25 protein-coding genes are annotated in these 23459 nt (G+C 69.7%); 12 read left to right on the top strand and 13 right to left on the bottom strand.

Annotation, left to right across the window (positions count from 1 at the left end):
• Nucleotides 1-20 precede the first annotated feature (20 nt).
• Both trpS and OG912_RS11700 read left to right on the top strand, forming a co-directional pair.
• Nucleotides 21-1034: a tryptophan--tRNA ligase gene (gene trpS, locus OG912_RS11705; RefSeq protein ID WP_327709307.1), complete on the top strand. Its 1014-nt coding sequence runs from the start codon at nt 21-23 to the stop codon at nt 1032-1034.
• 105 nt (nt 1035-1139) lie between these two features.
• On the top strand, nt 1140-1730 hold the full coding sequence (locus OG912_RS11700; protein ID WP_327709306.1) for a 2'-5' RNA ligase family protein: 591 nt from the start codon (nt 1140-1142) through the stop codon (nt 1728-1730).
• Between the two features lie 20 nt (nt 1731-1750).
• Here OG912_RS11700 and OG912_RS11695 read toward each other — a convergent pair whose 3' ends face one another.
• Nucleotides 1751-2551 carry a decaprenylphospho-beta-D-erythro-pentofuranosid-2-ulose 2-reductase gene (locus OG912_RS11695; RefSeq protein ID WP_326738212.1) on the bottom strand — a complete coding sequence of 267 codons (801 nt, stop codon included), beginning with the start codon at nt 2549-2551 and terminating at the stop codon, nt 1751-1753.
• Between the two features lie 95 nt (nt 2552-2646).
• Entirely contained in the window at nt 2647-4026 is a 1380-nt protein-coding gene (locus OG912_RS11690; RefSeq protein ID WP_327709305.1) for an FAD-binding oxidoreductase, read from the bottom strand.
• Nucleotides 4027-4166: 140 nt separating this feature from the next.
• On the opposite strand from OG912_RS11690, the gene OG912_RS11685 reads away from it, so the two are divergent.
• On the top strand, nt 4167-5186 hold the full coding sequence (locus OG912_RS11685) for a YihY/virulence factor BrkB family protein (RefSeq protein ID WP_327709304.1): 1020 nt from the start codon (nt 4167-4169) through the stop codon (nt 5184-5186).
• Here OG912_RS11685 and OG912_RS11680 read toward each other — a convergent pair.
• Complete coding sequence (locus OG912_RS11680) at nt 5134-6414, bottom strand: D-alanyl-D-alanine carboxypeptidase family protein (protein WP_327709303.1); 1281 nt, start codon at nt 6412-6414, stop codon at nt 5134-5136. The two genes, OG912_RS11685 and OG912_RS11680, sit on opposite strands and share 53 nt — an antisense overlap.
• A 121-nt stretch (nt 6415-6535) precedes the next feature.
• Between OG912_RS11680 and OG912_RS11675 the strand changes: the two genes are divergently transcribed.
• The 3 genes from OG912_RS11675 (at nt 6536) to OG912_RS11665 (ending at nt 9931) form a co-directional block, all read left to right on the top strand.
• Entirely contained in the window at nt 6536-6781 is a 246-nt protein-coding gene (locus OG912_RS11675; RefSeq protein WP_326738216.1) for an SCO4848 family membrane protein, read from the top strand.
• Between the two features lie 74 nt (nt 6782-6855).
• On the top strand, nt 6856-8139 hold the full coding sequence (locus OG912_RS11670; RefSeq protein ID WP_327713396.1) for a metallophosphoesterase: 1284 nt from the start codon (nt 6856-6858) through the stop codon (nt 8137-8139).
• A 238-nt stretch (nt 8140-8377) separates the two neighbouring features.
• The gene (locus OG912_RS11665; protein ID WP_327713395.1) at nt 8378-9931 is read left to right on the top strand and encodes an ABC transporter substrate-binding protein; all 1554 of its coding nucleotides are present in this window, start codon (nt 8378-8380) and stop codon (nt 9929-9931) included.
• Between the two features lie 105 nt (nt 9932-10036).
• Here OG912_RS11665 and OG912_RS11660 read toward each other — a convergent pair whose 3' ends face one another.
• From OG912_RS11660 to OG912_RS11645, 4 genes are all read right to left on the bottom strand, one after another.
• Complete coding sequence (locus OG912_RS11660; protein WP_327709302.1) at nt 10037-10753, bottom strand: TetR/AcrR family transcriptional regulator; 717 nt, start codon at nt 10751-10753, stop codon at nt 10037-10039.
• A 23-nt stretch (nt 10754-10776) separates the two neighbouring features.
• Nucleotides 10777-11226, bottom strand: coding sequence for a thiol-disulfide oxidoreductase DCC family protein (locus tag OG912_RS11655; RefSeq protein WP_327709301.1), 450 nt, complete (start codon nt 11224-11226; stop codon nt 10777-10779).
• A 9-nt stretch (nt 11227-11235) separates the two neighbouring features.
• A complete protein-coding gene (locus tag OG912_RS11650; protein ID WP_326738220.1) occupies nt 11236-11673 on the bottom strand; it encodes a hypothetical protein in 438 nt (145 codons plus the stop codon).
• A gap of 67 nt (nt 11674-11740) precedes the next feature.
• Nucleotides 11741-12979: an MFS transporter gene (locus OG912_RS11645; protein ID WP_327709300.1), complete on the bottom strand. Its 1239-nt coding sequence runs from the start codon at nt 12977-12979 to the stop codon at nt 11741-11743.
• Between the two features lie 87 nt (nt 12980-13066).
• Between OG912_RS11645 and OG912_RS11640 the strand changes: the two genes are divergently transcribed.
• The gene (locus OG912_RS11640; protein ID WP_327709299.1) at nt 13067-13576 is read left to right on the top strand and encodes a MarR family winged helix-turn-helix transcriptional regulator; all 510 of its coding nucleotides are present in this window, start codon (nt 13067-13069) and stop codon (nt 13574-13576) included.
• A 63-nt stretch (nt 13577-13639) separates the two neighbouring features.
• Here the strand turns inward: OG912_RS11640 and OG912_RS11635 are convergent, their stop codons facing one another.
• From OG912_RS11635 to OG912_RS11610, 6 genes are all read right to left on the bottom strand, one after another.
• Complete coding sequence (locus OG912_RS11635) at nt 13640-14218, bottom strand: hypothetical protein (protein ID WP_327709298.1); 579 nt, start codon at nt 14216-14218, stop codon at nt 13640-13642.
• Between the two features lie 190 nt (nt 14219-14408).
• Nucleotides 14409-15185: a succinate dehydrogenase iron-sulfur subunit gene (locus OG912_RS11630; protein ID WP_326738224.1), complete on the bottom strand. Its 777-nt coding sequence runs from the start codon at nt 15183-15185 to the stop codon at nt 14409-14411.
• Complete coding sequence (sdhA, locus tag OG912_RS11625) at nt 15185-16939, bottom strand: succinate dehydrogenase flavoprotein subunit (RefSeq protein ID WP_326738225.1); 1755 nt, start codon at nt 16937-16939, stop codon at nt 15185-15187. Before sdhA ends, OG912_RS11630 begins: the two co-directional genes overlap by 1 nt.
• A gap of 30 nt (nt 16940-16969) precedes the next feature.
• Nucleotides 16970-17443 carry a succinate dehydrogenase hydrophobic membrane anchor subunit gene (locus OG912_RS11620; RefSeq protein ID WP_326658473.1) on the bottom strand — a complete coding sequence of 158 codons (474 nt, stop codon included), beginning with the start codon at nt 17441-17443 and terminating at the stop codon, nt 16970-16972.
• A gap of 5 nt (nt 17444-17448) precedes the next feature.
• A complete protein-coding gene (sdhC, locus tag OG912_RS11615) occupies nt 17449-17829 on the bottom strand; it encodes a succinate dehydrogenase, cytochrome b556 subunit (protein ID WP_026249405.1) in 381 nt (126 codons plus the stop codon).
• Between the two features lie 242 nt (nt 17830-18071).
• On the bottom strand, nt 18072-18557 hold the full coding sequence (locus OG912_RS11610; RefSeq protein ID WP_327709297.1) for a 2-oxo-4-hydroxy-4-carboxy-5-ureidoimidazoline decarboxylase: 486 nt from the start codon (nt 18555-18557) through the stop codon (nt 18072-18074).
• A gap of 369 nt (nt 18558-18926) precedes the next feature.
• On the opposite strand from OG912_RS11610, the gene OG912_RS11605 reads away from it, so the two are divergent.
• The 5 genes from OG912_RS11605 (at nt 18927) to OG912_RS11585 (ending at nt 23459) form a co-directional block, all read left to right on the top strand.
• Nucleotides 18927-20528: a beta-N-acetylhexosaminidase gene (locus OG912_RS11605; protein WP_327709296.1), complete on the top strand. Its 1602-nt coding sequence runs from the start codon at nt 18927-18929 to the stop codon at nt 20526-20528.
• 221 nt (nt 20529-20749) lie between these two features.
• Complete coding sequence (locus OG912_RS11600) at nt 20750-21481, top strand: DUF4328 domain-containing protein (RefSeq protein ID WP_327709295.1); 732 nt, start codon at nt 20750-20752, stop codon at nt 21479-21481.
• A 174-nt stretch (nt 21482-21655) separates the two neighbouring features.
• Complete coding sequence (locus OG912_RS11595; RefSeq protein ID WP_327709294.1) at nt 21656-22225, top strand: hypothetical protein; 570 nt, start codon at nt 21656-21658, stop codon at nt 22223-22225.
• 251 nt (nt 22226-22476) lie between these two features.
• Nucleotides 22477-22806: an SseB family protein gene (locus OG912_RS11590; protein ID WP_443061085.1), complete on the top strand. Its 330-nt coding sequence runs from the start codon at nt 22477-22479 to the stop codon at nt 22804-22806.
• Nucleotides 22803-23459: a hypothetical protein gene (locus tag OG912_RS11585; RefSeq protein WP_327709292.1), complete on the top strand. Its 657-nt coding sequence runs from the start codon at nt 22803-22805 to the stop codon at nt 23457-23459. The genes OG912_RS11590 and OG912_RS11585 overlap by 4 nt, the downstream gene beginning before the upstream one ends.

Genomic DNA, 23459 nt, shown 5'->3' with positions numbered 1-23459 from the left:
GCACCTGAGACAATGACTTCATGGCCTCTGAACGTCCCCGTGTGCTCTCCGGAATCCAGCCCACCGCAGGCTCGTTCCACCTCGGCAACTACCTCGGCGCGGTCCGCCAGTGGGTGGCCCTGCAGGATTCCCACGACGCCTTCTACATGGTGGTCGACCTGCACGCGATCACCGTCCCGCAGGACCCCGCACAGCTGCGTGCCAACACCCGGCTCGCCGTCGCCCAGCTGCTCGCCGCCGGGGTGGACCCGGAGCGCTGCACGCTCTTCGTCCAGAGCCATGTGCCCGAGCACGCCCAGCTCGGATGGGTCATGAACTGCCTGGCCGGATTCGGCGAGGCGTCCCGGATGACGCAGTTCAAGGACAAGTCGGCCAAGCAGGGCAGTGACCGCACCACGGTGGGGCTCTTCACCTATCCGCTGCTGATGGTCGCCGACATCCTGCTCTACCAGGCCGACCAGGTCCCGGTGGGCGAGGACCAGCGCCAGCACCTGGAGCTGACCCGCAATCTCGCCGAGCGGTTCAACGGCACCTACGGGGACACCTTCACCGTGCCGGACCCGTACATCCTCAAGGAGACCGGGAAGATCTACGACCTGCAGGACCCGTCCGCGAAGATGAGCAAGTCGACGGCGAACCCCAAGGGTCTGATCAACCTCCTCGACGAGCCGAAGACGACCGCCAAGAAGGTGAAGAGCGCCGTCACGGACACCGACACCGTGATCCGCTTCGATCCGGCCGAGAAGCCGGGGGTCAGCAATCTGCTGTCCATCTACTCGACCCTCACCGACACGTCCGTCGCCGACCTGGAGCAGAAGTACGAGGGCAAGGGCTACGGTGCGCTGAAGACCGACCTCGCCGAGGTCATGGTCGACTTCGTCACACCGTTCCGCGACCGCACCCAGGAATATCTCGACGACACCGAGACGCTGGACTCCATCCTGGCCAAGGGAGCGGAGAAGGCACGGGCCGTCGCCGCCGAGACCCTGGCGGTGACCTACGAGCGGATGGGCCTTCTGTCCGCCAAGCACTGAGTCCAAGGACCCTGGCGTCAGGACCTCCACAGGCGGCACACTGGCGGCGTAGAGCATTGGCTGTCAGTGGCTGAAAACAGACCATCGAGGATTGAGGAGAACGACGTGGGGACCGTAACGCTCGGCGTTTCGATCGCGGTCCCGGAGCCCTACGGCAGCCTGCTCCAGGAGCGGCGCGCGAGCTTCGGGGACCCTGCCGCACACGGCATTCCCACCCACGTCACCCTTCTGCCGCCGACCGAGGCGGAGGCGGCCGACCTGGCCGCGGTCGAGGCGCATCTGGCCGCGATCGCGACCGGCGGCCGTCCCTTCCCGATGCGGCTGTCCGGCACGGGCACCTTCCGCCCGCTCTCGCCGGTCGTCTTCGTCCAGGTCGTCGAGGGTGCCTCGGCGTGCTCCTGGCTCCAGAAGCGGGTCCGGGACGCCTCCGGGCCGCTGGTGCGCGAGCTCCAGTTCCCGTACCACCCGCATGTGACCGTGGCGCACGGCATCTCCGAAGCGGCGATGGACCGGGCCTACGCGGAGCTCAGCGACTACGAGGCGTCCTGGACCTGCGGTTCCTTCGCCCTGTACGAGCAGGGCGTGGACAGCGTCTGGCGCAAGATCAACGAGTTCCCGTTCGGAGCGGGCGGCGCCGGCCCCGCCGTGCCCGCGCAGAACGGCAGCTCCGTGGACGAGCCCTCGCTCCACACCTGAGGGAAGTCCGGGCCGTCCGCTCAGACCGGCAGACGCCGGAACAGCGGCCGCGGCACGTGCCGCAGTGCCGACATCACGGCCCGCAGCGCCCCCGGCACCCACACCGTCTCCGAACGCCTCCGCAGCCCCGTCACGATCGCTTCCGCGACCGCGTCGGGCGTGGTCACGAGCGGGGTCCGGGTGAACGGGATCATCGCGAGCGGCGCCTGGGCCGCCGCCGCGCCGGACCCGGCCGGTGCGGTCGACGGCCGGACGAGACCGGGGCGTACGACCATCACATGCACGCCCGTCCCGTGCAGGGCGTCCCCGAGCCCCTGCGCGAACGCGTCCAGACCCGCCTTGCTCGACCCGTAGATGAAGTCCGCGCGCCGGGCGCGCTCCCCCGCCACCGAGGAGAGCACCACCAGCGACCCGTGCCCCTGCGCCTGGAGTGCGCCGGCGCACACCAGCCCGGCGGAGACGGCCCCCGTGTAGTTCGTCTGGGCGACCCGGACCGCGGCGAGCGGCTCCTCCTCGTCGCGCTCCTGGTCGCCGGGGATGCCGAAGGCGAGGAGGACCATGTCGATGTCGCCCTCGGTGAAGATCTTGCCGAGGCCGGTCTCGTGGGACTCGGTGTCCAGGGCGTCGAAGTCGACGGTACGGACATAGGCGCCCCGGCCGCGCAGTTCGGCCGCGGCCGACTCCAGGGCGGGGGAGGGGCGTCCGGCCAGCCAGACCGTGCGGGTGCGGCGGGCGATCAGGCGGCGTGCGGTGGCGAGCCCGATCTCCGATGTGCCGCCGAGGATGAGCAGGGACTGCGGGGCACCGAAGGCATCCTTCACGAGAACGCTCCTTACTGAAGGCGGAATTGGGGGCGCGTGGCGGGGCGGCGGTCGTCGCGCCGGCAGCGGGAGACCAGCGGGACAGCGGAGTGAGGTCAGAGGGAGAGCCGGCGCGAAAGGTCCGAGCGGAACGCCCCGTTCGGGTCCAACTCGGCCCGCAGCTGCCGGAATTCACCCAGCCGCGGGTACATCGCGGCCAGCGCGTCGGGCCGCAGCCGGGAGTCGGCCGTCAGGCAGACCCGGCCGCCCGCCGCCGCCACCTCCTCGTCCATGCGGTCGAGGAAGCGGGCCAGTCCCGGCAGGGCCGCGGGCAGGTCGAGGGCGAGGCTCCAGCCGGCTTCCGGGAAGGACAGCCAGCCGGGATCGCCGGGGCCGAACCGTTTGAGCACGGCCAGGTACGACGGGCAGCGCCGCTGCGAGACCTGCCCGACGATCCGGCGCAGTGTTTCCGCCCGCCTGTCCCCGACGGCGAACTCGTAGTGCACGAAGCCGCCCCGGCCGTGGATCCGGGGCGCGTGCGGCGCGGCGTCCAGGGGGTGGAAGAACGTGGAGATCCGCTGGAGTTCACCGGTGCGGGACCGGGGCGCGCGACGGTAGCGGAGCTCGTTGAACGCGGCGGCGGACATGCGGCCGAACAGCCCGGCGGGACCGATGCCGGGCCCCGGTGCCAGGTCCGGTACGAGGGAGTGTGCGAGGGGCGGCGCGGTGGGGCGGAAGGCCAACGGCGTGCGCTGGGCGTGCGCCGGGAGCATGTGCGGGGGCGCGTGCTCTCCCCGGGTCAGGACGCCGCGTCCCGTCGACCGGCCGCGTGCGGTCAGGTCGACCCAGGCCGACGCGTAGCGGTGGCGGCGGCTGCCGGCGGCCAGTCTCGTCATCAGGTCGTCGAGATCGAGGGCCCGTTCGGTGTCCACCGACATCAGGGACGTCGCGACGGGATGGAACCGCAGCGTGGCCGAGAGGACCACTCCGGTCAGGCCCAGGCCGCCCGCGGTCGCGTCGAAGAGCGGGGTGCCGGGGCGGACCGTACGGATCCCGCCGTCCGCGGTGAGGAGCTCGAACTCCGTGACGTGGCGGGAGAAGGAGCCGGCGGTGCGGTGGTTGTGACCGTGGACGTCGGAGCCGATCGCCCCGCCCACCGTGATGTACCGGCTGCCGGGCGTCACCGGCAGGAACCAGCCGAGCGGCAGCAGCACCTCCAGCAGCCGGTGCAGGCTCACCCCCGCGTCGCACACCACGAGGCCGGCCCCGGCGTCGATGGTGCGGATCCGGTCGAGACCCGTCATGTCGAGGACGGAACCCCCGGCGTTCTGCGCCGCGTCGCCGTGCGCCCGGCCCAGGCCGCGGGCGATCGAGCCGCGCGGCCCGCAGCCGCGCACCGCGGCGACGGCCTCCTCGTAACTACGGGGGTGGAAGCGCAGCGCGGTCGTCGGGGCGGTACGGCCCCAGCCGGTCAGGGACACGGTGTCGACAGACATGAGGGTGACCGTATCGCCCGAGAAAACACCTTTGAGGGATTTGTTACAACACTCACCGAAATGGGTGATTGGAGAGGTGTCATCTTCTACGCTGCGGACGGGAGGCCTGATTTCGGCGTCCGGGAGGGTAGGCGTACGACATGGACTGGCTGAAAAAACTCCCCGTCATCGGGCCGCTCGTCTCCTGGCTGATGGAGACGCATCTCTGGCGCAGTTACGAAACGCTGGAGCGGGTCCACTGGGCCAGGCTCGCCGCGGCGATCACGTTCATCAGCTTCCTGGCGCTCTTCCCGCTGATCGCGGTCGCCGCGGCGATCGGTGCGGCGCTGCTCTCGGACCAGCAGCTGGACAAGATCGAGGACAAGGTCGCCGAGCAGGTGCCCGGCATCTCCGATCAGCTCGGCATCGACAATCTGGTCGCCCACGCGGGGACGGTCGGGCTGGTGGCCGGTGCGCTGCTGCTCTTCACCGGCATCGGCTGGATCGGCTCGATGCGGGACTGTCTGCGTGCCGTCTGGGAGAGGGACGACCTGGACCAGGGCAACCCGGTCATCCGCAAACTCAAGGACGCCGGGGTGCTGTTCGGGCTCGGCGGGGCGGCCCTGGCGACCCTGGCGATCTCCTCGGTGGGTTCCGTGGCCGTCGGGCGGGTCGCCGATCTGATCAACATCCCGCAGGACGGCGCGGGCGGCGTGCTGCTGCGGATCGCGGCCCTGGCGGTGGCGGTGATCGCCGACTTCCTGCTGCTGCTCTATCTGCTGACCCTGCTGCCCGGTGTCGAACCGCCGCGGCGCCGGCTTCTGGTCGCCGGACTGATCGGCGCGGTCGGCTTCGAACTGCTCAAGCTGCTGCTCGGCAGCTATATGCAGGGCGTCGCCTCCAAGAGCATGTACGGCGCCTTCGGCGTACCGATCGCACTCCTGCTGTGGATCAACTTCACCGCGAAACTGCTGCTGTTCTGCGCCGCCTGGACGGCGACACCGAGCAAGGGCGAGGCCGGACCGGCGTCGGACGCGGAGGCGGACTCCGTGTCCGACGCGGACGGGAAAGCCGACGCAAAGGCCGGTGGCAGCACCCTCAGCGGCGGAAAGGCCGGTGGCAGCACCCTCAGCGGCGGGGACGGCGGCGCACCAGGTCCGGCAGCGGCCAGCGCCGGTTGACCAGGAACGCCGCCCCGGCCACCAGCACCAGGACACCGCCGACGATGCCCAGGGCGATCCCGACCCCGCTCGTGCGGTCGGTGGCCGCGGCGGCCTTCGTCGTCTGGGGGCCGTTCCCGCCCTTGTTCGCGGCCGGCTTGTCGGCCTGGGCGCCCTTGCCCGTGCCGGTACCCGTCCCCGTATCCGTCCCGGTCTCGGCGGACTTCGGCGGAACGAGTTCGCCGACCGGGGTGACCTTGCCACTGGCGGCGAAGCCCCAGTCGAGCAGGCTCGCCGCTTCCTTGTAGACGGCGTGCGTCTCACTGGACGACGGGTGCATGACGGTGACGAGCAGCACCTTGCCGTTGCGCTCGGCGACGCCGGTGAAGGTGTTCCCGGCGTGCGTCGTGTAGCCGTTCTTGACACCCGCGATGCCCTTGTACGCGGTGACGCCGTCGGCCCCCGTGAGCAGCCGGTTGGTGTTCTGGATGCCGAAGCTCTCGCGCTTCTTGCCCTTCTTCTGCTCACCGGGGAACTGCGCCGTGGCGGTCGCGCAGTACTCGCGGAAGTCCGCCTTCTGGAGCCCGCTGCGGGCGAACAGCGTGAGGTCGTACGCGCTGGAGACCTGTTTGGGCGCGTCGTACCCGTCGGGCGACACCACCGTGGTGTCCAGGGCCTGGAGCTCCACCGCGTGCGTCTGCATGTCGGTGACGGTCTTGGGGACGCCCCCGTACATCGAGGCCAGCACATGCACCGCGTCGTTGCCCGAACGCAGGAAGACCCCGAGCCACAGGTCGTGCACCGTGTAGCTGAGGTCCTCCTTCACCCCGACCAGGCTGCTGCCCTCACCCATACCGGCGAGGTCCTCGTCCTTCACCGTGTACTCACGGGTCTTCGGCTGGAGCGTCGGCGCCTGCATCACCGTGTCGGCGAAGAGCATCTTCAGCGTGGAGGCCGGAGGCAGCCGCCAGTGCGGATTGTGGGAGGCGAGGATGTCGCCGGTCTCCGCGTCCGAGACCATCCAGGACCTGCCGGTCAGATCCTTCGGCAGGACCGGAGCACCGGCGCCGAGATTGACCTGGGTCCCGCTCCGGCCGAGCTGCGCGCCACCGACCTGCGACATGCCGGTGGGCGGCTTCGGCTCGTCGTCCGCGGTGTCCTGACTGGTCGCCGACGCGGGACTCACGAGGAAAACGGACAGCAAAGCGGCAGAGGTGACCGACAGCGCGGCCTTCTTGAGAGCTGGCACGGTCGAAAACGTACATGCAGTTGATCTGAATATGGATACCGGAGGTATGACCCGCCGTGCGTACCGCCGGGACAGCCCACCCCGGGCGGAGCGGCCGGAGGGGGGCGGAGATACTGATTCCATGAAGCTCAGCCGCCCCGTCTCCTGGTTCCTGCTCGCTTTCGGGGTGTGGAGTTGGTTCATTTGGGTCACTTTCGTAAAAAACCTATGGAAAGACGGCAGTGGTCTCGCCTTCGACGACGCGGGTGACCCGACTGCCTACTTCTGGGTGCATCTGCTGCTCGCCATCACGTCCTTTCTCCTGGGGACGGCAGTGGGAGTGATCGGGTTCCGCGGCGTCAGGGCCCTGCGCAGGCAAGGCGCGTAGCACGTCCACTTCCGGCCGCGGCCGGAAGCGGGGCAATTGCGGACGAACGAGTCGGGGGAGTGTGCGTGGCGGTCATGGGGTTCGCTCTGGTGGCGGTCGCGGTGCTCGCGCTGCTGGCCGCCGTGCACCGCTATGTGTGGCGCCGCTTCGTCGGTGACACGACGAAAGCCGGCAGCCCCCTGCGCCGGGCCGGCACGGTGGCGGCGTACGTCCTGCCGTTGCTGAGCGTCGGCGCCCTGGTCTCGGGGCGTACGGGGGCACCCTTCCGGCTTCAGCAGGTGCTGGCCTGGCCCGGCTATCTCTGGCTGGCGGCCCTGCTCTATCTGACGCTCGCCCTGCTGGCCGGGGAGCCGGCAAGGCCGCTGCTGCGACGGCTGCTCGCCCGTCGGGCCGCCGCATCCCCGGAGGGGGTGGCCCGGGAGCCGGAGGCCGTGCCCGCCGAACCGGCCCCCGCCGCACACGCGTCCGCCCTCACGACCGCAGCCCCGCCGACCCCCGCAGCCCTCGCGGCCATCCCCGCCGACCCCGCCGCCCCCTCGCGCCGTCTCTTCGTCGCGCGGGCCGTCGGGGGCGCCGCCGCCGTCGCCGGGCTCGGCACGACCGGCTACGGCGCCTACGGAGTGCTGCGCGGCCCCCGCGTCAAGCGCGTCACCGTCCCGCTGGCCAGGCTGCCGCGGTCCGCCCACGGCTTCCGGATCGCCGTCGTCAGCGACATCCACCTGGGCCCGGTCCTGGGCCGCGCCCACACCCAGCGGATCGTCGACACGGTCAACCGGACCCAGCCCGACCTGATCGCGGTCGTCGGGGACCTGGTCGACGGATCGGTAGCCGATCTCGGCCGGGCCGCCGAACCGCTCGCCCGGCTCCGCTCCCGGCACGGCGCGTTCTTCGTCACCGGCAATCACGAGTACTACTCGGGGGCCGCCGAATGGGTCGATCACGTACGGGAATTGGGCCTGCACCCGCTGGAGAACGCCCGCGTCGAGATCGACGGATTCGATCTTGCCGGGGTCAACGACATCGCGGGCGAGAGTGAAGGGCAGGGCCCCGATTTCGGCCGGGCCCTCGGCGACCGGGACCGTCACCGCGCCGCCGTCCTCATGGCCCACCAGCCCGTCGTCATCGACGAGGCCGTCGAGCACGGCGTGGACCTCCAGCTCTCCGGGCACACCCACGGCGGCCAGCTCTGGCCGGGCAACTACATCGCGGAACTGTCCAATCCCACGGTCGCCGGGCTCGAACGCTACGGCGACACCCAGCTGTACGTCACACGCGGCGCCGGCGCCTGGGGCCCGCCCGTGCGCGTCGGTGCGCCCTCCGACATCACCGTCGTCGAGCTCGCGTCCCGCCGGGCGTAATCACCTCGCCCGTCACAATCCCCGTCGAACACCTCCGAAAGGCTCGTTCGGGTGACCGGTGATGAACCCTCTGTATTCGGCCTATCGGCCCAAGGTTTCAACTAACGAACAAAAGCCTATGAGCCTCTGATTTCCTCTTCCAGATGTGAAAATCGTGTGCTTGGCTGAGCGCGAACGTGCGGTGATCTGCGTATCTGAGCGCGACACCGAGGTGGGGCTGTTAAGGGAGAGCACGGCAATGCGGTCGATCCGGCTACGGATTCTCGCGATTCTCGCGGTATTGGTCATCGCAGGCGTCGTCGCCTGGCAGTTGCTTCCCTCGGATGAGGGGAAGAGTGATCCGGTCACGGTCGGCACAACCGACGAGGTGACCTCGCTGGACCCGGCGGGCGCGTACGACGCGGGTTCGTGGGCGATGTACAGCAACGTCTACCAGTCGCTCATGACGTTCAAGTCCGGGGCGATCGTCCCCGAGCCGGACGCCGCCGAGAGCTGCGGTTTCATCGGCGGGAAGCTGCAGACGTACCAGTGCAAGCTCCGGGACGACCTGACCTTCTCCGACGGCAAGGAGATCACCGCCGAGGACGTCAAGTACTCCTTCGACCGGATGATGGAGATCAAGACGGACGTCGGTCCCTCGGTTCTCTTCCCCAGTCTGAAGAACGTGGTGGCCGAGGGCCGGACCATCACCTTCAATCTCTCGGCGCGTGACGCGACCTTCCCGCAGAAGCTCGCCACCGGTGCGGGTTCGATCGTCGAGAAGGACTCCTACTCGGAGCACAAGCTGCAGACCGACAACAAGGTCACCGGCTCCGGGCCGTACGTACTGAAGTCGTACGAGCCGGGCGTCTCCGCGGAACTCGTACCGAACTCGAAGTACAAGGGCGCACTGAAGAGCACCGGCGGTCCGGTCACCGTGCGCTACTACAAGCAGTCGGACGATCTCCTGGCGGCCTGGAAGTCCGGTCAGGTCGATGTCACGCACCGTCAGCTCCCGCCGTCCACGCTGGCCGAGCTGGACACCGCCGACGTCAACCAGCGCGTGACGGAAGCCGACAGCGCCGAGATCCGCAACCTGGTCTTCAACGTCCGCGCGGGCGCCCCGCTCGCCGACAAGAAGGTCCGCCAGGCCATCGCCGCGATCATCGACCGCGCGCCGTTGGTGAGCGACGTCTACAAGAGCACCGTCGAACCGCTCTACTCGCTGATCCCGCAGGGCTACATCGGGCACAGCACCCCGTTCTTCGACCAGTACCCGGCGCCGGACTCGAAGCGCGCCCGGCAGCTGATGCAGGAGGCCGGTGTGCAGCTCCCGCTGCACGTGACCTTCGCCTACCGCGACGACGACGCGTACACGAAGGAGACGGCGGAGATCCGCCGCCAGCTGGAGGCGGACGGGCTGTTCAAGGTCACCGTGAAGCCCGTGGAGTGGACGGCCTTCCAGAAGGGTTACGCAGCCGGCAAGTACGACATGTACACCGTCGGCTGGCTCCCGGACTACCCGGACCCCGACACCTTCAGCCAGCCGCTCGTCGGCCGCGACAGCAGCCTTCACAACGGCTACACCAGCAAGAAGATGGACCAGCTGATCAGCGACACGCTGCAGTTCAGCGACCGCAGCCGCACCTCGGCCGACTTCAAGAAGCTCCAGAAGCTGGTCGGCGAGGACGTGCCGCTCGTGCCGCTGTGGCAGAAGAAGGACTACGTCGTCGCCAAGCCCGACGTCGCCGGATCGCAGTACCTCTCCGACGGCACCGGCATCTGGCGGCTGTGGGAACTGGGCTGGATCTGATCCGGCAGCACTGCACGACAGCGGCCGAGCGGCCGTCCCGGGATCCGGTCCCGGGACGGCCGCTCGGCCGTTTCCGTCGCTGTGCGGCCGTTCGCGTCGCCGCTGCTACTTGGCCGCCGCCCGGCCAGCGACTCCGGGCAGGAACTCCTCCAGCACCTCGTGGACCTGGCGCACGAGCGGCCGCAGCACCCGGAACCGGGACAGGGCGATGGCCCGCGCGACGATCGGGGCGGTGCGCTCGACGAGGCGGCGGCTGCGTTCGGCGTCGTCCGTCCGGTCGTAGACCCAGTACAGCACCAGGCCCATCTGGTTCAGCCACATCAGCTGGGGCAGCAGATCGGCCAGTTCGGGGTCGACCTTGGTCCCGGAGCCCGCCAGGCAGCGCTCGTGGATGGAGATCGCCGCCTCGCGCGCGGAGACCGAGTCCTGCGAGAAGGGGCTGAGCGGGCTTTCGGGGTCGGCGGCGTTCTTGAAGAACTGGGCGGCGAAGCGGTGGTACGGCTCCGCCACGTCCAGCCAGCAGAGCAGGACCCCGCGGATGCGTGCCGCGAGGTCCTTGTCGCCGTTCAGGACCGACTGGACCGCCACTTCGTGCTCGGCGGCGATCCGGTCGTAGAAACCCTGGACGAGATGTTCCTTGGACGAGAAGTAGTAGTACGCGTTCCCTACGGAGACGCCGGCCTCCTGGGCGATGGCCCGCATCGTCGTCTTGTCGTAGCCGCGTTCGGCGAAGAGCCGGAGCGCGGTTTCGAGGATGAGCGTGCGGGTCTGCTCGCTCTTGGGAGCCTTGACTTCCTTCACGTCCTTCTCTTCCTTCACCACGGTTCCGAGGGTATCCGGACCGGCTACGTTCCCGGGCCGGGGCCCAGCACCCGGCACTCGCCGCCCGCCCCGCCACCGCCGTCCGCCCGGCACGGCTCGGCCGTCAGGGAGCGGTACCTGGCGGCGGCGAGGACGGTCGCGCGGGCGAACGGCCGGCCGGCCGGGGTGGTCAGCCAGTGGGCCGTCGGCCGGTACCCGTCCAGCGCCCAGAGGCAGACGACCCAGGCGGAGGTCCCGCGGTAGATCTGCCCCCGGTCACCGATCACCGTGATCTCCTCCAGCGTCCCGGAGTGGTCCAGGCCGGGAAAGCGGCGGTGCGCCTCGGCGGAGTCGGCCGGTACGAGATCGAGCGGCACCAGCTGACGCCGGCTCATCAGCCACTGGCGCAGATGGACGCAGAGCGAGCACTGTGCGTCGTAGAGCACGGTGAGCCGTTCGACGGACAGCCGCCGCCCAGCGGTGCGGGTCGTCATGACCGGCCCTCACGCCCTGGGGGCGGGCGCGGCCCACGGTCCCTGTCCCGGGCCCTGACCCACCCAGCCCTGCGGTGCGACGGGCGGGGTCTGCTCGCGCTCCATCATGCCCCGGCGACGGATCTTGTTGAGTACGTAGACGTTGCCCAGGTGCATGACCCCGAGGACGAGCAGGACGACACCGACCTTGACCGACAGCGCCTCGAAGAGCTGACGGGCGTCGGTGACGCCGTCGGAGTTCTTCAGGTAGAGCGTCACGAACCCCAGGTTGACCAGGTAGAAGCCCACCACCAGCAGGTGGTTGACCGCGTCGGCGAGCTTCTCGTTCCCGTGCAGCACATCGGCGAGGAACACCTTGCCGTTGCGGCTGAGCGTGCGGGCGACCCAGATGGTGAGCGCCACGCTGATGAGCAGATAGATGACGTACGCGACAACAGTGAGGTCCATGCCCCACCCTCCCTTGAACGCGTTCAAATGCTGTTGTCCTGGACTGTAGACCCGTCTTTGAACATGTTCAAGCCGAGGCTTCGGTGGTGGCCGTCACGTTCTTCGCGGGTGCGGCGGAGGAAGCTCCGAAGTTCCGTACGCCCGGCACGGCCGCAGTGGCCAGGCAGGCCGCGCCGACCATCAACCCGGCCACGGCCAGCGGGACTTCGGGGCCCCATGCGGAGTCGGCGAGCGGGGCCAGGGCGTAGCCCAGCGGCATCGCGCCGAGCGAGAGCAGCCAGTCGTACGAGGTCACCCGGGCCAGCGCGTGTGCGGGGACGGCGGACTGGACGGCCGTCTCCCAGACCGGGTTGAGGAAGCCGAGTCCGGCCAGCGCGATCCCGTACGCGATGACGGCCACGGGGACGGGGGTGTGCGCGGCCAGCAGGCAGAGCGGGAGCGCGTAGAGGGCGAGGCCCAGGTTGGCGATCAGGACCGGGCGGCGCGGCCGGGCCCGGCCGGCCACCAGTGAGCCGAGCAGCAGGCCGACGGCTCCGGTCTGGAGGAAGGCGACCCAGGCGCCCTTGCCGCCCATATCGCGCAGGAACAGCGCCGGGCCCAGCGTCATCAGGACGGCGGCCGCGCCGTTCCAGACGGCGTGCGCGATCAGGCTCGTCCAGTACCAGTCACGGCTCCGGACCTCGCCCCAGCCCTCCTTGAGGTCGGCGATCACCGAGCGCCGAGGGATGGGGACGTGCCGGACATCGATCGCGGCCAGCAGCGCGGCGCTCACCGCGAAGCTGGCGCCGTCCAGGACGAAGGCCCAGCCCGGCCCCGCGGTGAACACCAGGGCCCCGGCGACGGCGGGGCCGCCGATCCGGGCCGTGCTGCTGACCACGGCCATCAGGGTGTTGGCGCGCAGCAGCCCGGCCTCGTCCACGGTGCCGCGGATCAGTGGCGAGGTGGTCGGCATCGAGAAGGCTCCGGCGGCGCCGCCGATCGCCTCGGCCACGGCGATCTGCCACAGCGCGGGCGTTCCGGAGAGCAGCTCGGCACCGACGAAGAGCTGGGTGGCGCACCGTACGAGATCGGTGGTCAGCGCGACCGTGCGGGCGTTGAAGCGGTCTCCGGCCACCCCGCCGAGCGGCAGCAGGAGCAACTTGGGCACCATCGCGCAGGCGAGTACCAGGGCGAGGTCGCCGGTCGAGCCGGTGGCCAGGTAGACGGCGATGCTGAGCGCGGCCGGAATCGCGGCGTCGCCGAGGAGGGAGAGGCTGCGCCCGATGAAGAGGAGGCGGAAGGAACGGGTGCGTAAGGGGTGCGACATGGGCGGGAATATATTTCGTTACCGAACTATTCGTCAACGAAATATAAACTTCCGAAGTGTGTAGGGGTGCGGCGTAGGCTGTGGCCCATGCAGCAACGCGACTGGACCGACGGCCACGTGGAGCGGTGGAAGCCGGTACTTCCCGAACTCGACCCCGATGTCGAGGGCGCGGTGACCCGGATGAAGAAGCTCTCCGTCCATCTGCGCCGGGTCCGCGAGCAGTCCCTGGTCGACTTCGACCTGGACCGCCAGGAGTTCGACACCCTGCACAAGCTCGCCGGCCGCGGCGGCAAGGCCGCCCCCTCGGAGCTCGCCGCCGACCTCGACCTCGCGCCCGCCTCCGTCACCGGCCGGCTGGACGCCCTGGAGCGCCGCGGATTCGTCCGCCGGACGCCCTCCACCACCGACCGGCGCCGCGTCGACGTGGAGCTGACCGACGAGGGCCGTGCGACCTGGATCGGTGCGATGAAGTTCCTCGGGCACGAGGAGGAGCGCCTGTTGGGCGTCCTTCCCAAGGACGAACGCAGGCTGCTCAACGACATGCTGCGACGCATCATGGTCGTCGCGGAGCACAAGGGCGGCGCGGAATGGGACTGAGCCGCCCCGGGTGACGCGGGAGCCGGCGCGCGGGAACACCGCGGCCGGCCCCGGGAGTGACCGTCAGACGCTCATCGAGCGGGCCGTGTTGACCTGGGCCATCACCATCTGGAAGGTTTCCGGGCCCATGGCCGGGATCATCGTCGAGTGGTGGCGGCCGCCGCTGGTCACCGTGACCTGGATGAATCCGGTCGTCTTCTTCTCCTTCATCAGAAGGAAGAGCAGACCGATCAGGCACAGCAGGGCGAAGACGATGGCCAGCACGATCCCCACCGTGGGGATCTTCTCCTCGGTGCGCGACATGTCCGTGGCCGTCCACACCGCACCCTTGAGGGGCATCGTCCCGGACGGCGTCACGATGGAGTCGTTCATGACCGTGATGTCGCCGAGCGACAGCATCGGTGCCCCGCCGCCCGCCGGAACCATGCCCTGCTGCCCCGGATACCCGTAGCCCGGCGTCGTCGGAGGACCTGCCGGATAGCCGTAGCCGGGTGCGGACTCGGGCTGCGGGTAGCCGTAGCCCGGGTTCCCGGCCGCCGGGTAGCCGTAGCCCTGGGCATCCGGGACGGTGGGCGGACCGCCCGGCTGCTGGGGAGGTCCCCACTTGTATGAGTCATCCGCGTACGGATTCGGATCGCTCAACGTTCCCCGCTCTCGATCAAACTGTGCACCCCGTGCCTGCGGCCTCACTGCACCGTGGGCGGCGAACCGACGTCCGGTTCCGCACGACGGTACCGCCACCCGGCCGGACGGCACAGCCGAGGGGCCCCGCCTTCCGCACGAACAGTGCGGAGGACGGGGCCCCTTGGTTGCTACGGGAGCGACAGACGGGTCAGAAGCGACGCGTGATCAGCGCGCGCTTGACCTCCTGGATCGCCTTCGTGACCTCGATGCCACGCGGGCAGGCGTCCGTGCAGTTGAAGGTGGTGCGGCAACGCCACACCCCGTCACGGTCGTTGAGGATCTCCAGGCGCTGCTCGCCGCCCTCGTCACGCGAGTCGAAGATGAAGCGGTGCGCGTTGACGATCGCCGCCGGGCCGAAGTACTGGCCGTCGTTCCAGAACACCGGGCACGAGGACGTGCACGCGGCACACAGGATGCACTTGGTGGTGTCGTCGAAGCGCTCGCGCTCCTCGGGGGACTGCAGACGCTCGCGGGTCGGCTCGTTCCCCTTGGTGATGAGGAAGGGCATGACGTCGCGGTAGGCCTGGAAGAACGGGTCCATGTCGACCACGAGGTCCTTGAGGACCGTGAGGCCCTTGATGGCCTCGATCGTGATCGGCTTCTCCGGGCTCAGGTCCTTGATCAGCGTCTTGCAGGCGAGCCTGTTCTTGCCGTTGATCCGCATGGCGTCCGAACCGCAGATGCCGTGCGCGCAGGAGCGGCGGAACGTCAGCGTGCCGTCGGTCTCCCACTTGATCTTGTGAAGGGCGTCGAGCACACGCTCCTTCGGGTCGATCTCGATCTGGAAGTCCTGCCACTGGGCCTCGTCGGAGACCTCCGGGTTGAACCGCCGGATCCGGAAGGTCGCCGTGATGTACGGCGAGTCGGCGAAACCGGCCTCGGGCTCGGGAGCCTTGTCGGCCTTTTCCAGGGTGGGGGTAGCCATCAGTACTTACGCTCCATCGGCTGGTAGCGGGTCTGGACGACCGGCTTGTAGTCCAGCCGGATCGACTCGGTGCCGTCGTCGGCGACCTCGCGGTACGCCATGGTGTGGCGCATGAAGTTGACGTCGTCGCGGTTCGGGTAGTCCTCGCGGTAGTGACCGCCGCGCGACTCCTTGCGGGCCAGCGCCGACGTCGCCATGACCTCGGCCAGGTCGAGCAGGTTGCCCAGCTCGATGGCCTCCAGCAGGTCCGTGTTGAACCGCTTGCCCTTGTCCTGGATGGACACGTCGAGGTAGCGCTCGCGCAGCTCCGCGATCTTGTCGACCGCGGTCTTGATCGTCTGCTCGGTGCGGAACACCATCACGTTGGCGTCCATGCACTCCTGCAGCTCCAGCCGGATCGCCGAGACGCGCTCGGTGCCCGTGGAGTCGCGCAGCCGCTCGACCTGGTCGACGACCTGCTGCGCCGGGTTCTCGGGAAGCTCGATGAGATCGTTCTTCGCGGCGTACTCGGCGGCGGCGATGCCCGACCGGCGTCCGAAGACGTTGATGTCGAGCAGCGAGTTGGTGCCGAGGCGGTTGGCGCCGTGCACCGACACACAGGCGACCTCGCCGGCGGCGTACAGGCCCGGGACGACGGTGGTGTTGTCGGCCAGGACCTCGCCCTCGACGTTGGTCGGGATGCCGCCCATGGCGTAGTGCGCGGTCGGCTGGATCGGGATCGGGTCCGTGTAGGGCTCGATGCCGAGGTACGTACGCGCGAACTCCGTGATGTCCGGGAGCTTGGCGTCCAGCTGCTCCGGCGGCAGGTGCGTCAGGTCCAGGTAGACGTGGTCGCCCTCGGGACCGCAGCCGCGGCCCTCACGGATCTCGGTGTAGATGGAGCGGGACACGACGTCACGGGACGCGAGGTCCTTCATGACGGGCGCGTACTTCTCCATGAAGCGCTCGCCGTCCTTGTTGCGGAGGATGCCGCCCTCACCGCGGGCGCCCTCCGTCAGCAGGATGCCCATGCGCCAGATGCCGGTCGGGTGGAACTGGAAGAACTCCATGTCCTCCAGCGGCAGACCCCGGCGGTAGCAGGCGGCCTGGCCGTCACCGGTCAGGGTGTGCGCGTTCGACGTCACCTTGAAGAACTTGCCGGTGCCGCCCGAGGCGTAGATGACCGACTTCGCCCGGAAGACGTGGATCTCGCCGGTTGCCAGCTCGTAGGCGACGACGCCGGCGGACTTCTTGACGCCGTCCTCCTCGACGACCAGCTGGTCCAGGACGTAGAACTCGTTGAAGAACTCCACGCCCTCCTTGACGCAGTTCTGGTACAGCGTCTGGAGGATCATGTGGCCGGTGCGGTCGCCCGAGTAGCAGGCGCGACGGACGGGGGCCTCACCGTGGTTGCGGGAGTGACCGCCGAAGCGGCGCTGGTCGATCTTGCCCTCCGGCGTACGGCCGAACGGCAGGCCCATCTTCTCCAGGTCGAGAACGGCGTCGATGGCCTCCTTCGCCAGGATCTCGGCGGCGTCCTGGTCGACCAGGTAGTCGCCGCCCTTGATCGTGTCGAAGGTGTGCCACTCCCAGTTGTCCTCCTCCACGTTGGCGAGCGCGGCGGCCATGCCGCCCTGCGCCGCGCCCGTGTGGGAGCGGGTGGGATAGAGCTTGGTCAGCACGGCGGTGCGGCTGCGCTTGGTCGACTCGATGGCCGCGCGCATGCCGGCGCCGCCGGCGCCGACGATGACGGTGTCGTACGTGTGAATCTGCATGGTTTACCTCTGGTCCTTCGGGCCCGGCGCCTAGCGGATGTTCGGGTCGAAGGTGAAGATCACCAGCGTGCCCAGCAGGACGGTGAACACCGTGGCGGTGTACAGCAGCATCTTCAGCCAGAAGCGGGTGTTGTCCCGCTCGGCGTAGTCGTTGATGACCGTACGGAGACCGTTGGCGCCGTGCAGCATGGCGAGCCACAGCATCGCCAGGTCCCAGACCTGCCAGAACGGCGAGGCCCAGCGGCCCGCCACGAAGGCGAAGCCGATCTTGGAGACGCCGCCGTCCAGCACCAGCTGGATCAGCAGGTGGCCCAGGACCAGGACGACCAGCACGATGCCCGACAGGCGCATGAAGAGCCAGGCGTACATCTCGAAGTTGGTGCGCGAGCCCTTGGGGGTCTTGCCGGTCCGCTTGCGCGGCGGCTCGATCACGGGCGCGGGGTTGTCGACGTCGTAGAGGGCGGAGCCTTCGACGTCGCCGATCGCGGAAGTCTCGGTGGACATTGGCCTCAGCTCCCGAATACTTCGCGTACGGCGTGGCCGAGGACGGGGTACAGGGCCCCGACCATCAGCACGATCCAGATACCCAGCACGGCCCAGAGCATCTGCTTCTGAACGCGCGGGCCCTTGGCCCAGAAGTCCACGGCGACGATGCGCAGACCGTTCAGCGCGTGGAAGAGAATCGCGGCCACCAGGCCGTATTCGAGGAGCGCGACGATCGGCGTCTTGTACGTGGACACGACGTCGTCGTATGCCTCGGGGGAGACGCGGACGAGTGCGGTGTCCAGGACATGTACGAACAGGAAGAAGAAAATGAGGACACCGGTGACTCGATGAGCCACCCAGGACCACATGCCTTCCCGGCCGCGGTACAGCGTTCCAGCCGGCACGGAAGAACCCTCCGGGAGCGGGGATTGGGGTCGGCCGGCTTGACTGTCGGTCTGACCCGGCCGGGTACGGTCCACCGGCCCCGGCCATCGTAGCGACGGTTTGTCGGTTCGTTCGCGCCGGGGCCTCTGGTGTGATCAAAGTGGCAATCAAACAGGCACGTACGGGCTATAGCGGTGCTCCGACGGGCCTCTCGACCGGCCTGTGGCCGGGGATCCGCACGTCAGGGCCGTCTGCCAACCCGTTACTGACTCGATACCAGCTCGATGATGCGACCTCGGGCGAGTCGCCGCATCTCGTCGGCCGTCACCACCCGCTCCTGTTCGGGTTCGTGCCCCAGCCGGGCGCGGATGCCGGCCAGCACCTGGTCGGGGTGTTCGGCGGGCCGGAAGCCGTCCAGGCAGATCACGAAGACATGACCGAATTTGCATTCGTACGCGGCGTGCGCGGCGGCCAGCGCGAGATGGGCGGAGTGCGGCGCGTCCGGGTGCAGCCCCGGGGCGGCCTCGACGGCGAGCGCCTCGGCGCGCTCGGTGGGGGAGAGGTCGTAGCCCGCCTCGTCGGCGGCGGCGAGGAGCGCGCCCAGATCCGGGTACGGGCGGTGGCCGGCCAGCCGCTCGGCCCAGCGGTGGCTGCCGTAGCACTCCAGCAGGGCGGCCTCGGCATCGGCGGCGGGGGCGGTGTTGAGACGCCGCAGGCCGCCTGGGCCGGAAGGGGTGCGGTCGGGCACGGGTCCGCAGCTCTGCACGGGTACGGCGTTGCGCGGGGCGGACGGGGGCGGCTGCTCGGGGAGGCCGGCGTGGGACTCGCTGGACCTGGACAGCGTGGGCTCCTCGAATCAACGGCATCTGTGAACCTGGAGTGGGGAGGGACCGGAGAGACCAGGTGGATGCAGGGTGAAGGGAGAGACGAATGTGCCTCAAAGCTAGCGACGCCGGGCAACGGCCGTCCGACGGATGCGCGAATTTCACCCGGACGGGAGAGTTTCACGATGCGTGAGGGACGAATGGGCGAGGAGAATGCCCGGCTATCTCCCTGCATCAGATCTCTTTCTCTCCCTTCTGCTCTTTTTCTCCATGAAACCGGAGGTTTCTGACTGATGGCACCCTCTCGCGGCGCCCTCATGGCCGTTACGGCGGTGGCCGCGGCGACCGTCACCGTCGCCGGCTGCGACAGCTCCGGCACCGAACACCGGAACGGCTCCGAGACGTCCCGCTCGGCGTCGTCACCGTCCGCGTCCCCCAAACCGTCCCCGACCCGGAGCTACCCGCTCTCGAAGACACCCCGCACCATCCCCGCCGTACGGGAGCACACCCCCGCCCACGGCCCGGGCTGGCGCCCCGGGAAGAGCAGCGGCGTGGTGATCGGCAAGGGCGACAAGGGGCTCGCCGACGAGGGGCAGCTGCTCGCCGGTGAGCTGAAAATCAGCTACCGGGGCGAGGTCCCCGCCCGTGCGGGCGACGTGGAACTGGCCCTGAACCCGAAGGCCGGGGGCGGGCCGGAGGCGTACACCCTGAGGACCCACGACGGACGCGTCACGATCAGCGGACCCGGCGAGGCGGGGGTCTTCTACGGGACCCGCACCCTCAAGCAGTCCGTGCGCGCCGACGGCACCATGCCCGAGGGAGAGGTGCGCGACCGCCCCGACCGCCCGCAGCGCGGGCTCAACCTCGACATCGCGCGCAAGCACTACAGCGCCGGCTGGATCGAGGACCGGCTGCGCGACATGGCCGACATCAAGCTCAACCAGCTCGGTCTGCACTTCTCCGACGACCAGGCCTTCCGCATCGAGTCCGACACCCACCCCGAGGTGGTGTCGCCCGAGCACCTGACCAAGGCCGAGGTCCGGCGCATCGTCGCCCTGGCCGGCCGGCTGCACATCGAGGTCGTCCCGGAGATCGACTCCCCGGGCCACCTCGGGGCGGTGCTGGCCGCCCACCCCGACCTCCAGCTGTACAACGTCTCGGGCGTGCCCTCGAAGGGATCGCTCGACATCTCCAAGCCCGGCGCGGCAAAGCTCGTCGACGAGCTCCTGGACGAGTACACCGAACTGTTCGGCGGCGCCTACTGGCATCTGGGCGCCGACGAGTACCAGGCACTCACGGTGAGCAATCCCGCCGCCTCGTACCCGCAGCTGCAACGCGCGGCCGTGAAGAAGTACGGGGCGCAGGCCGGCATCGAGGACCTCGCCACCGGGTGGCTCAACGACCGTGCGGCGGTGGTCCGGCCGCACGGCATGCAGCCCAAGGCGTGGAACGACGGACTCTTCCGCGACAGCACCGTCCGGGCCGACAAGGACATCGAGATCGAGTACTGGACGGGTAAGGAGTACGGGGCACGCCCGCCGGAGCAGTACCTGAGCGAGGGGTTCAAGATGCTGAACCTCAACGACGAGTTCCTCTACTACGTGCTCGGTCAGCCGAACAACTTCGTCTACCCCACCGGCAAGCGCATCTACGAGCAGTGGACCCCTCTCGTCCTGCGCGGCACGAGCCCCGTCCCGGCGAAGTACTCGGACCAGATCCTCGGCGGCCGGTTCGCGGTCTGGGGCGATTTCCCGAACGCCCAGACTGCGGCACAGGTGGCCGAGGGCATCCGGATGCCGCTGCGGGCCACGTCCCAGAAGCTGTGGGATCCGGGCAAACCGAAGCTCGGCTGGGACGCCTTCAGCGCGCTGGCGAAGGAGATCGACCAGGGCTGAGCCTCCGGACACCCGAACCCCGTGGACAGCGCGGCGCGCGGAGGCTACCTTCCGCTAGCCGCGCGGTCCGGGGAGGGACGCGCGCTCCATGCGTTGATGTCCGAATCCTGGGGGGTTCCGCTTTCATGCTCTGTTCACTCTGCGGTACGAGACCTGCCGCCACCGCCGACGGGCGGTGCACGGTGTGCGCCGCCTTCCGCCATTCGCGGGCGGGCGGGCTGATGCCGACGCCGACGGGACCGCAGACCACGAGTTCGCTGCGGTCACCGGTCGGGCTCGGCACGGCGGTGTGTGTGCTGCTCGGCTCGGTGGCCGTGGCGGACCTGCTGGCGCTCGGCGCCGGCCTCAACTCGCGCCAGGTGCTCAGCGAGGGGATGGCCGACGACTTCCTGACGTACGACGAAGCGGCCGGGGACCGCGCCGACATGCTGTACCAGGCCGCCGGATCGTTGCAGCTGCTGACCTTCCTTGCCACCGTCGTCGTCTTCCTCATCTGGTTCCGCCGGGTGCGGCTCAACGCGGAGGTGTTCGACGCGTACGCCCACTCGCTGCGGCCCGGCTGGGCGATCGGCGGCTGGTTCATCCCCATCGGTGTTCTCTGGCTGCCCCACCGCGTCGCGAGCGGCACCTGGACCGCGAGCTCCCCGGGCGGCAGCAACCGGCCCCCGGCCCCGCGCGGACTGCTGCACGCCTGGTGGGCGGCGTTGCTCTGCTCGGAGGTCTTCTCCCGGTACGCCGGGCAGGTCTACTCGGACGCCGAGGAGCCGGACGAGATCCTGAACGCCTTCGACCAGGTCATGGCCTCCGACGCGCTCGACATCGCCGCCGCCGTGCTCGCGATCCTTTTCGTGCGCCGGCTGACCGCGATGCAGGGCGAGCGGGCGGCGCAGGGGCCCGCTCCTGTCGCCCCGCCGATCCCGGCGGAGCGGGCCGGCTGGGGCCGGGCGCACTGACGACCTGGCGCGAGAGCCGGACGACGGCCGGACGCCAGCAGGACGCCGACAGGACCAAGCGGCGGTTATAAGACTCCACGAGTGACGATTTTCAGCCATTCGGCGCTGAAGGCGATAAGACGACGCGCTGCGTCCCCGTACGTCCGCGTACGGGGAGGCCGACGGGAGACGCCGATGAGCCTGCTCGAACTGATCGCCGCCGCTGACCCTCGGGGGCTCGCCGCGAGCGGGGCCGCCTGCCTCGACCGGTGCCTGCCGCAGCCTGCCGAGGGAGCCGAACCCGATCCGTTGCGCCCGCTCTGGGCCGGCTGCGCCGATCCGCGCGACTGGCCGGAGCGGCTGGCCGAGGCGCGGGCGGCGCTGGACGCCCTGCCCGATCCGACGGAGAGCGCCCTGCGCATCCGGACCTTGCTCGGTGAGGCGCCGGCGGACCGGTCGGGCGAGGAGCTGCGCGCCTGGGCGGACGCCTGCTCGGTGCTGGCCCTCGACATCCACCGCGAGCACGACGCCGCGCGCACCGACGCCACGGAGCTGGTGGGTCGCTGCCGGTCCGGCGATTCGGAAGGGGCGGGGCCGCTGCTGTCCGGCGAAGCCGCCCGGCAGGTCCGGATCCTGGAGATGCTGGCGGAGATCGGGGACGCCGCCCCCACGGGAGCGGGCCTGCGCCAGGTGAGGGATGCCTCGACGGAGGGCCAGCGCGTCCTGCGCGCCGCGGTCTCGCGACGGGCCCGGGTGCGCGGCTGACCCGCCGGGCCGGGTGGGCGCGGGCGTTTGCCGCGCCGTTGGCGGTCCAGGGCTTCGAGGGGCAACAGGCCCGTGGCCCACGTCGGAGCGGCGACCTCGAACTGCTTTGCTCACACAAATGGCTTGTCCTGCAGTGTGCCCCCTGAGGCGAGCGTGGGGGAGGGGCCTTGGATCAGTCCGGAACTGTGCTTGCCGAGCGAATTGCCGACCGGAGACGCGGAGTTGGTGATCCGCGGGCGCTGCTGGGCGAGATGCGGCGTTCGGTTCTTCTGGTGCCGACCGTGGGCGAACGGCTCTGGTCGGCGCGGTTGGGCGGGGTGCGGTGGATCTACGCGTTCACCGACGGGACAGCTCTGGCCCGGTTTGCTCTGCTTCGCGCACCGGGTGATCAGGCCATGGACTATGCGGCGCTCCTGGGTGCGCGCATCGTCGACGAGATCGTGCCGTCTCTGGGGGAGCCCGGCGGTCTCGCGGTCGATGTCGCCACCGAGGACGGGTCGATGTTCTTCCCGCCGGTCGTCGGCATCGTTCCGGAGGCGGTCGCAGTCGACGCGGGCGGGGCGGGGGAGGAGCGGTCATGAGCGGTGACGGGGCGGACCTGCATCTCGACAAGGAGTCGGTCACCAAGTTCACCAAGGGTGTGGGTGCGACGATCGACCAGCTCGGCGATCTCGGTGGTGCCACGGGTTCGGTGATGGGCAAGGGTTTCTCGGAGATGGCGATGACCGGGATGGAGGCCGGGCACCACGGTCTCGCGGCCGACTTCGAGGACTTCTGCGAACGCTGGGAGTGGGGCGTGCGCGCCCTGGTGAGGGACGCCAGTGGGCTTGCGAACCGGCTGGGCCTGGCGGCGGGAACCCAGTGGGAGAACGACCAGTACCTTGCGGGCACGCTCAAGGTGGGTGCCAACTCCCTGTTCGGCGGGAACCCCCACGCCAGTGAGGAGGAGGTCGCCAAGCAGAACTGGGGCGACATCTTCACGCCGGACTATCTGAACCCGGACTACAGCCCCGAATCGTTCGAGAAGGCCGGCCAGGACATGGGGCAGACCTGGAAGGACACGGGTCGCACCGTCCTCACCGAGGGCTATGGCGGCAGGCAGTCCGACTTGTTCAACAGCGCGCTCGGCATCTCCGACGACCAGTTCGACCAGGCGCTGGACGAGCCGTTCGGCCCGTCACCGGAAGAACGCGCCGAGCAGGCGCAGCAGCAGGGCGAGTCGGGGGACAACTGA

Origin of the sequence: Streptomyces sp. NBC_00464 (genome assembly GCF_036013915.1) — a bacterium.
GTDB lineage: Bacteria > Actinomycetota > Actinomycetes > Streptomycetales > Streptomycetaceae > Streptomyces.
The sequence above is the reverse complement of the archived record's forward strand: the minus strand, read 5'-3'. Positions and strand labels throughout refer to the sequence as shown.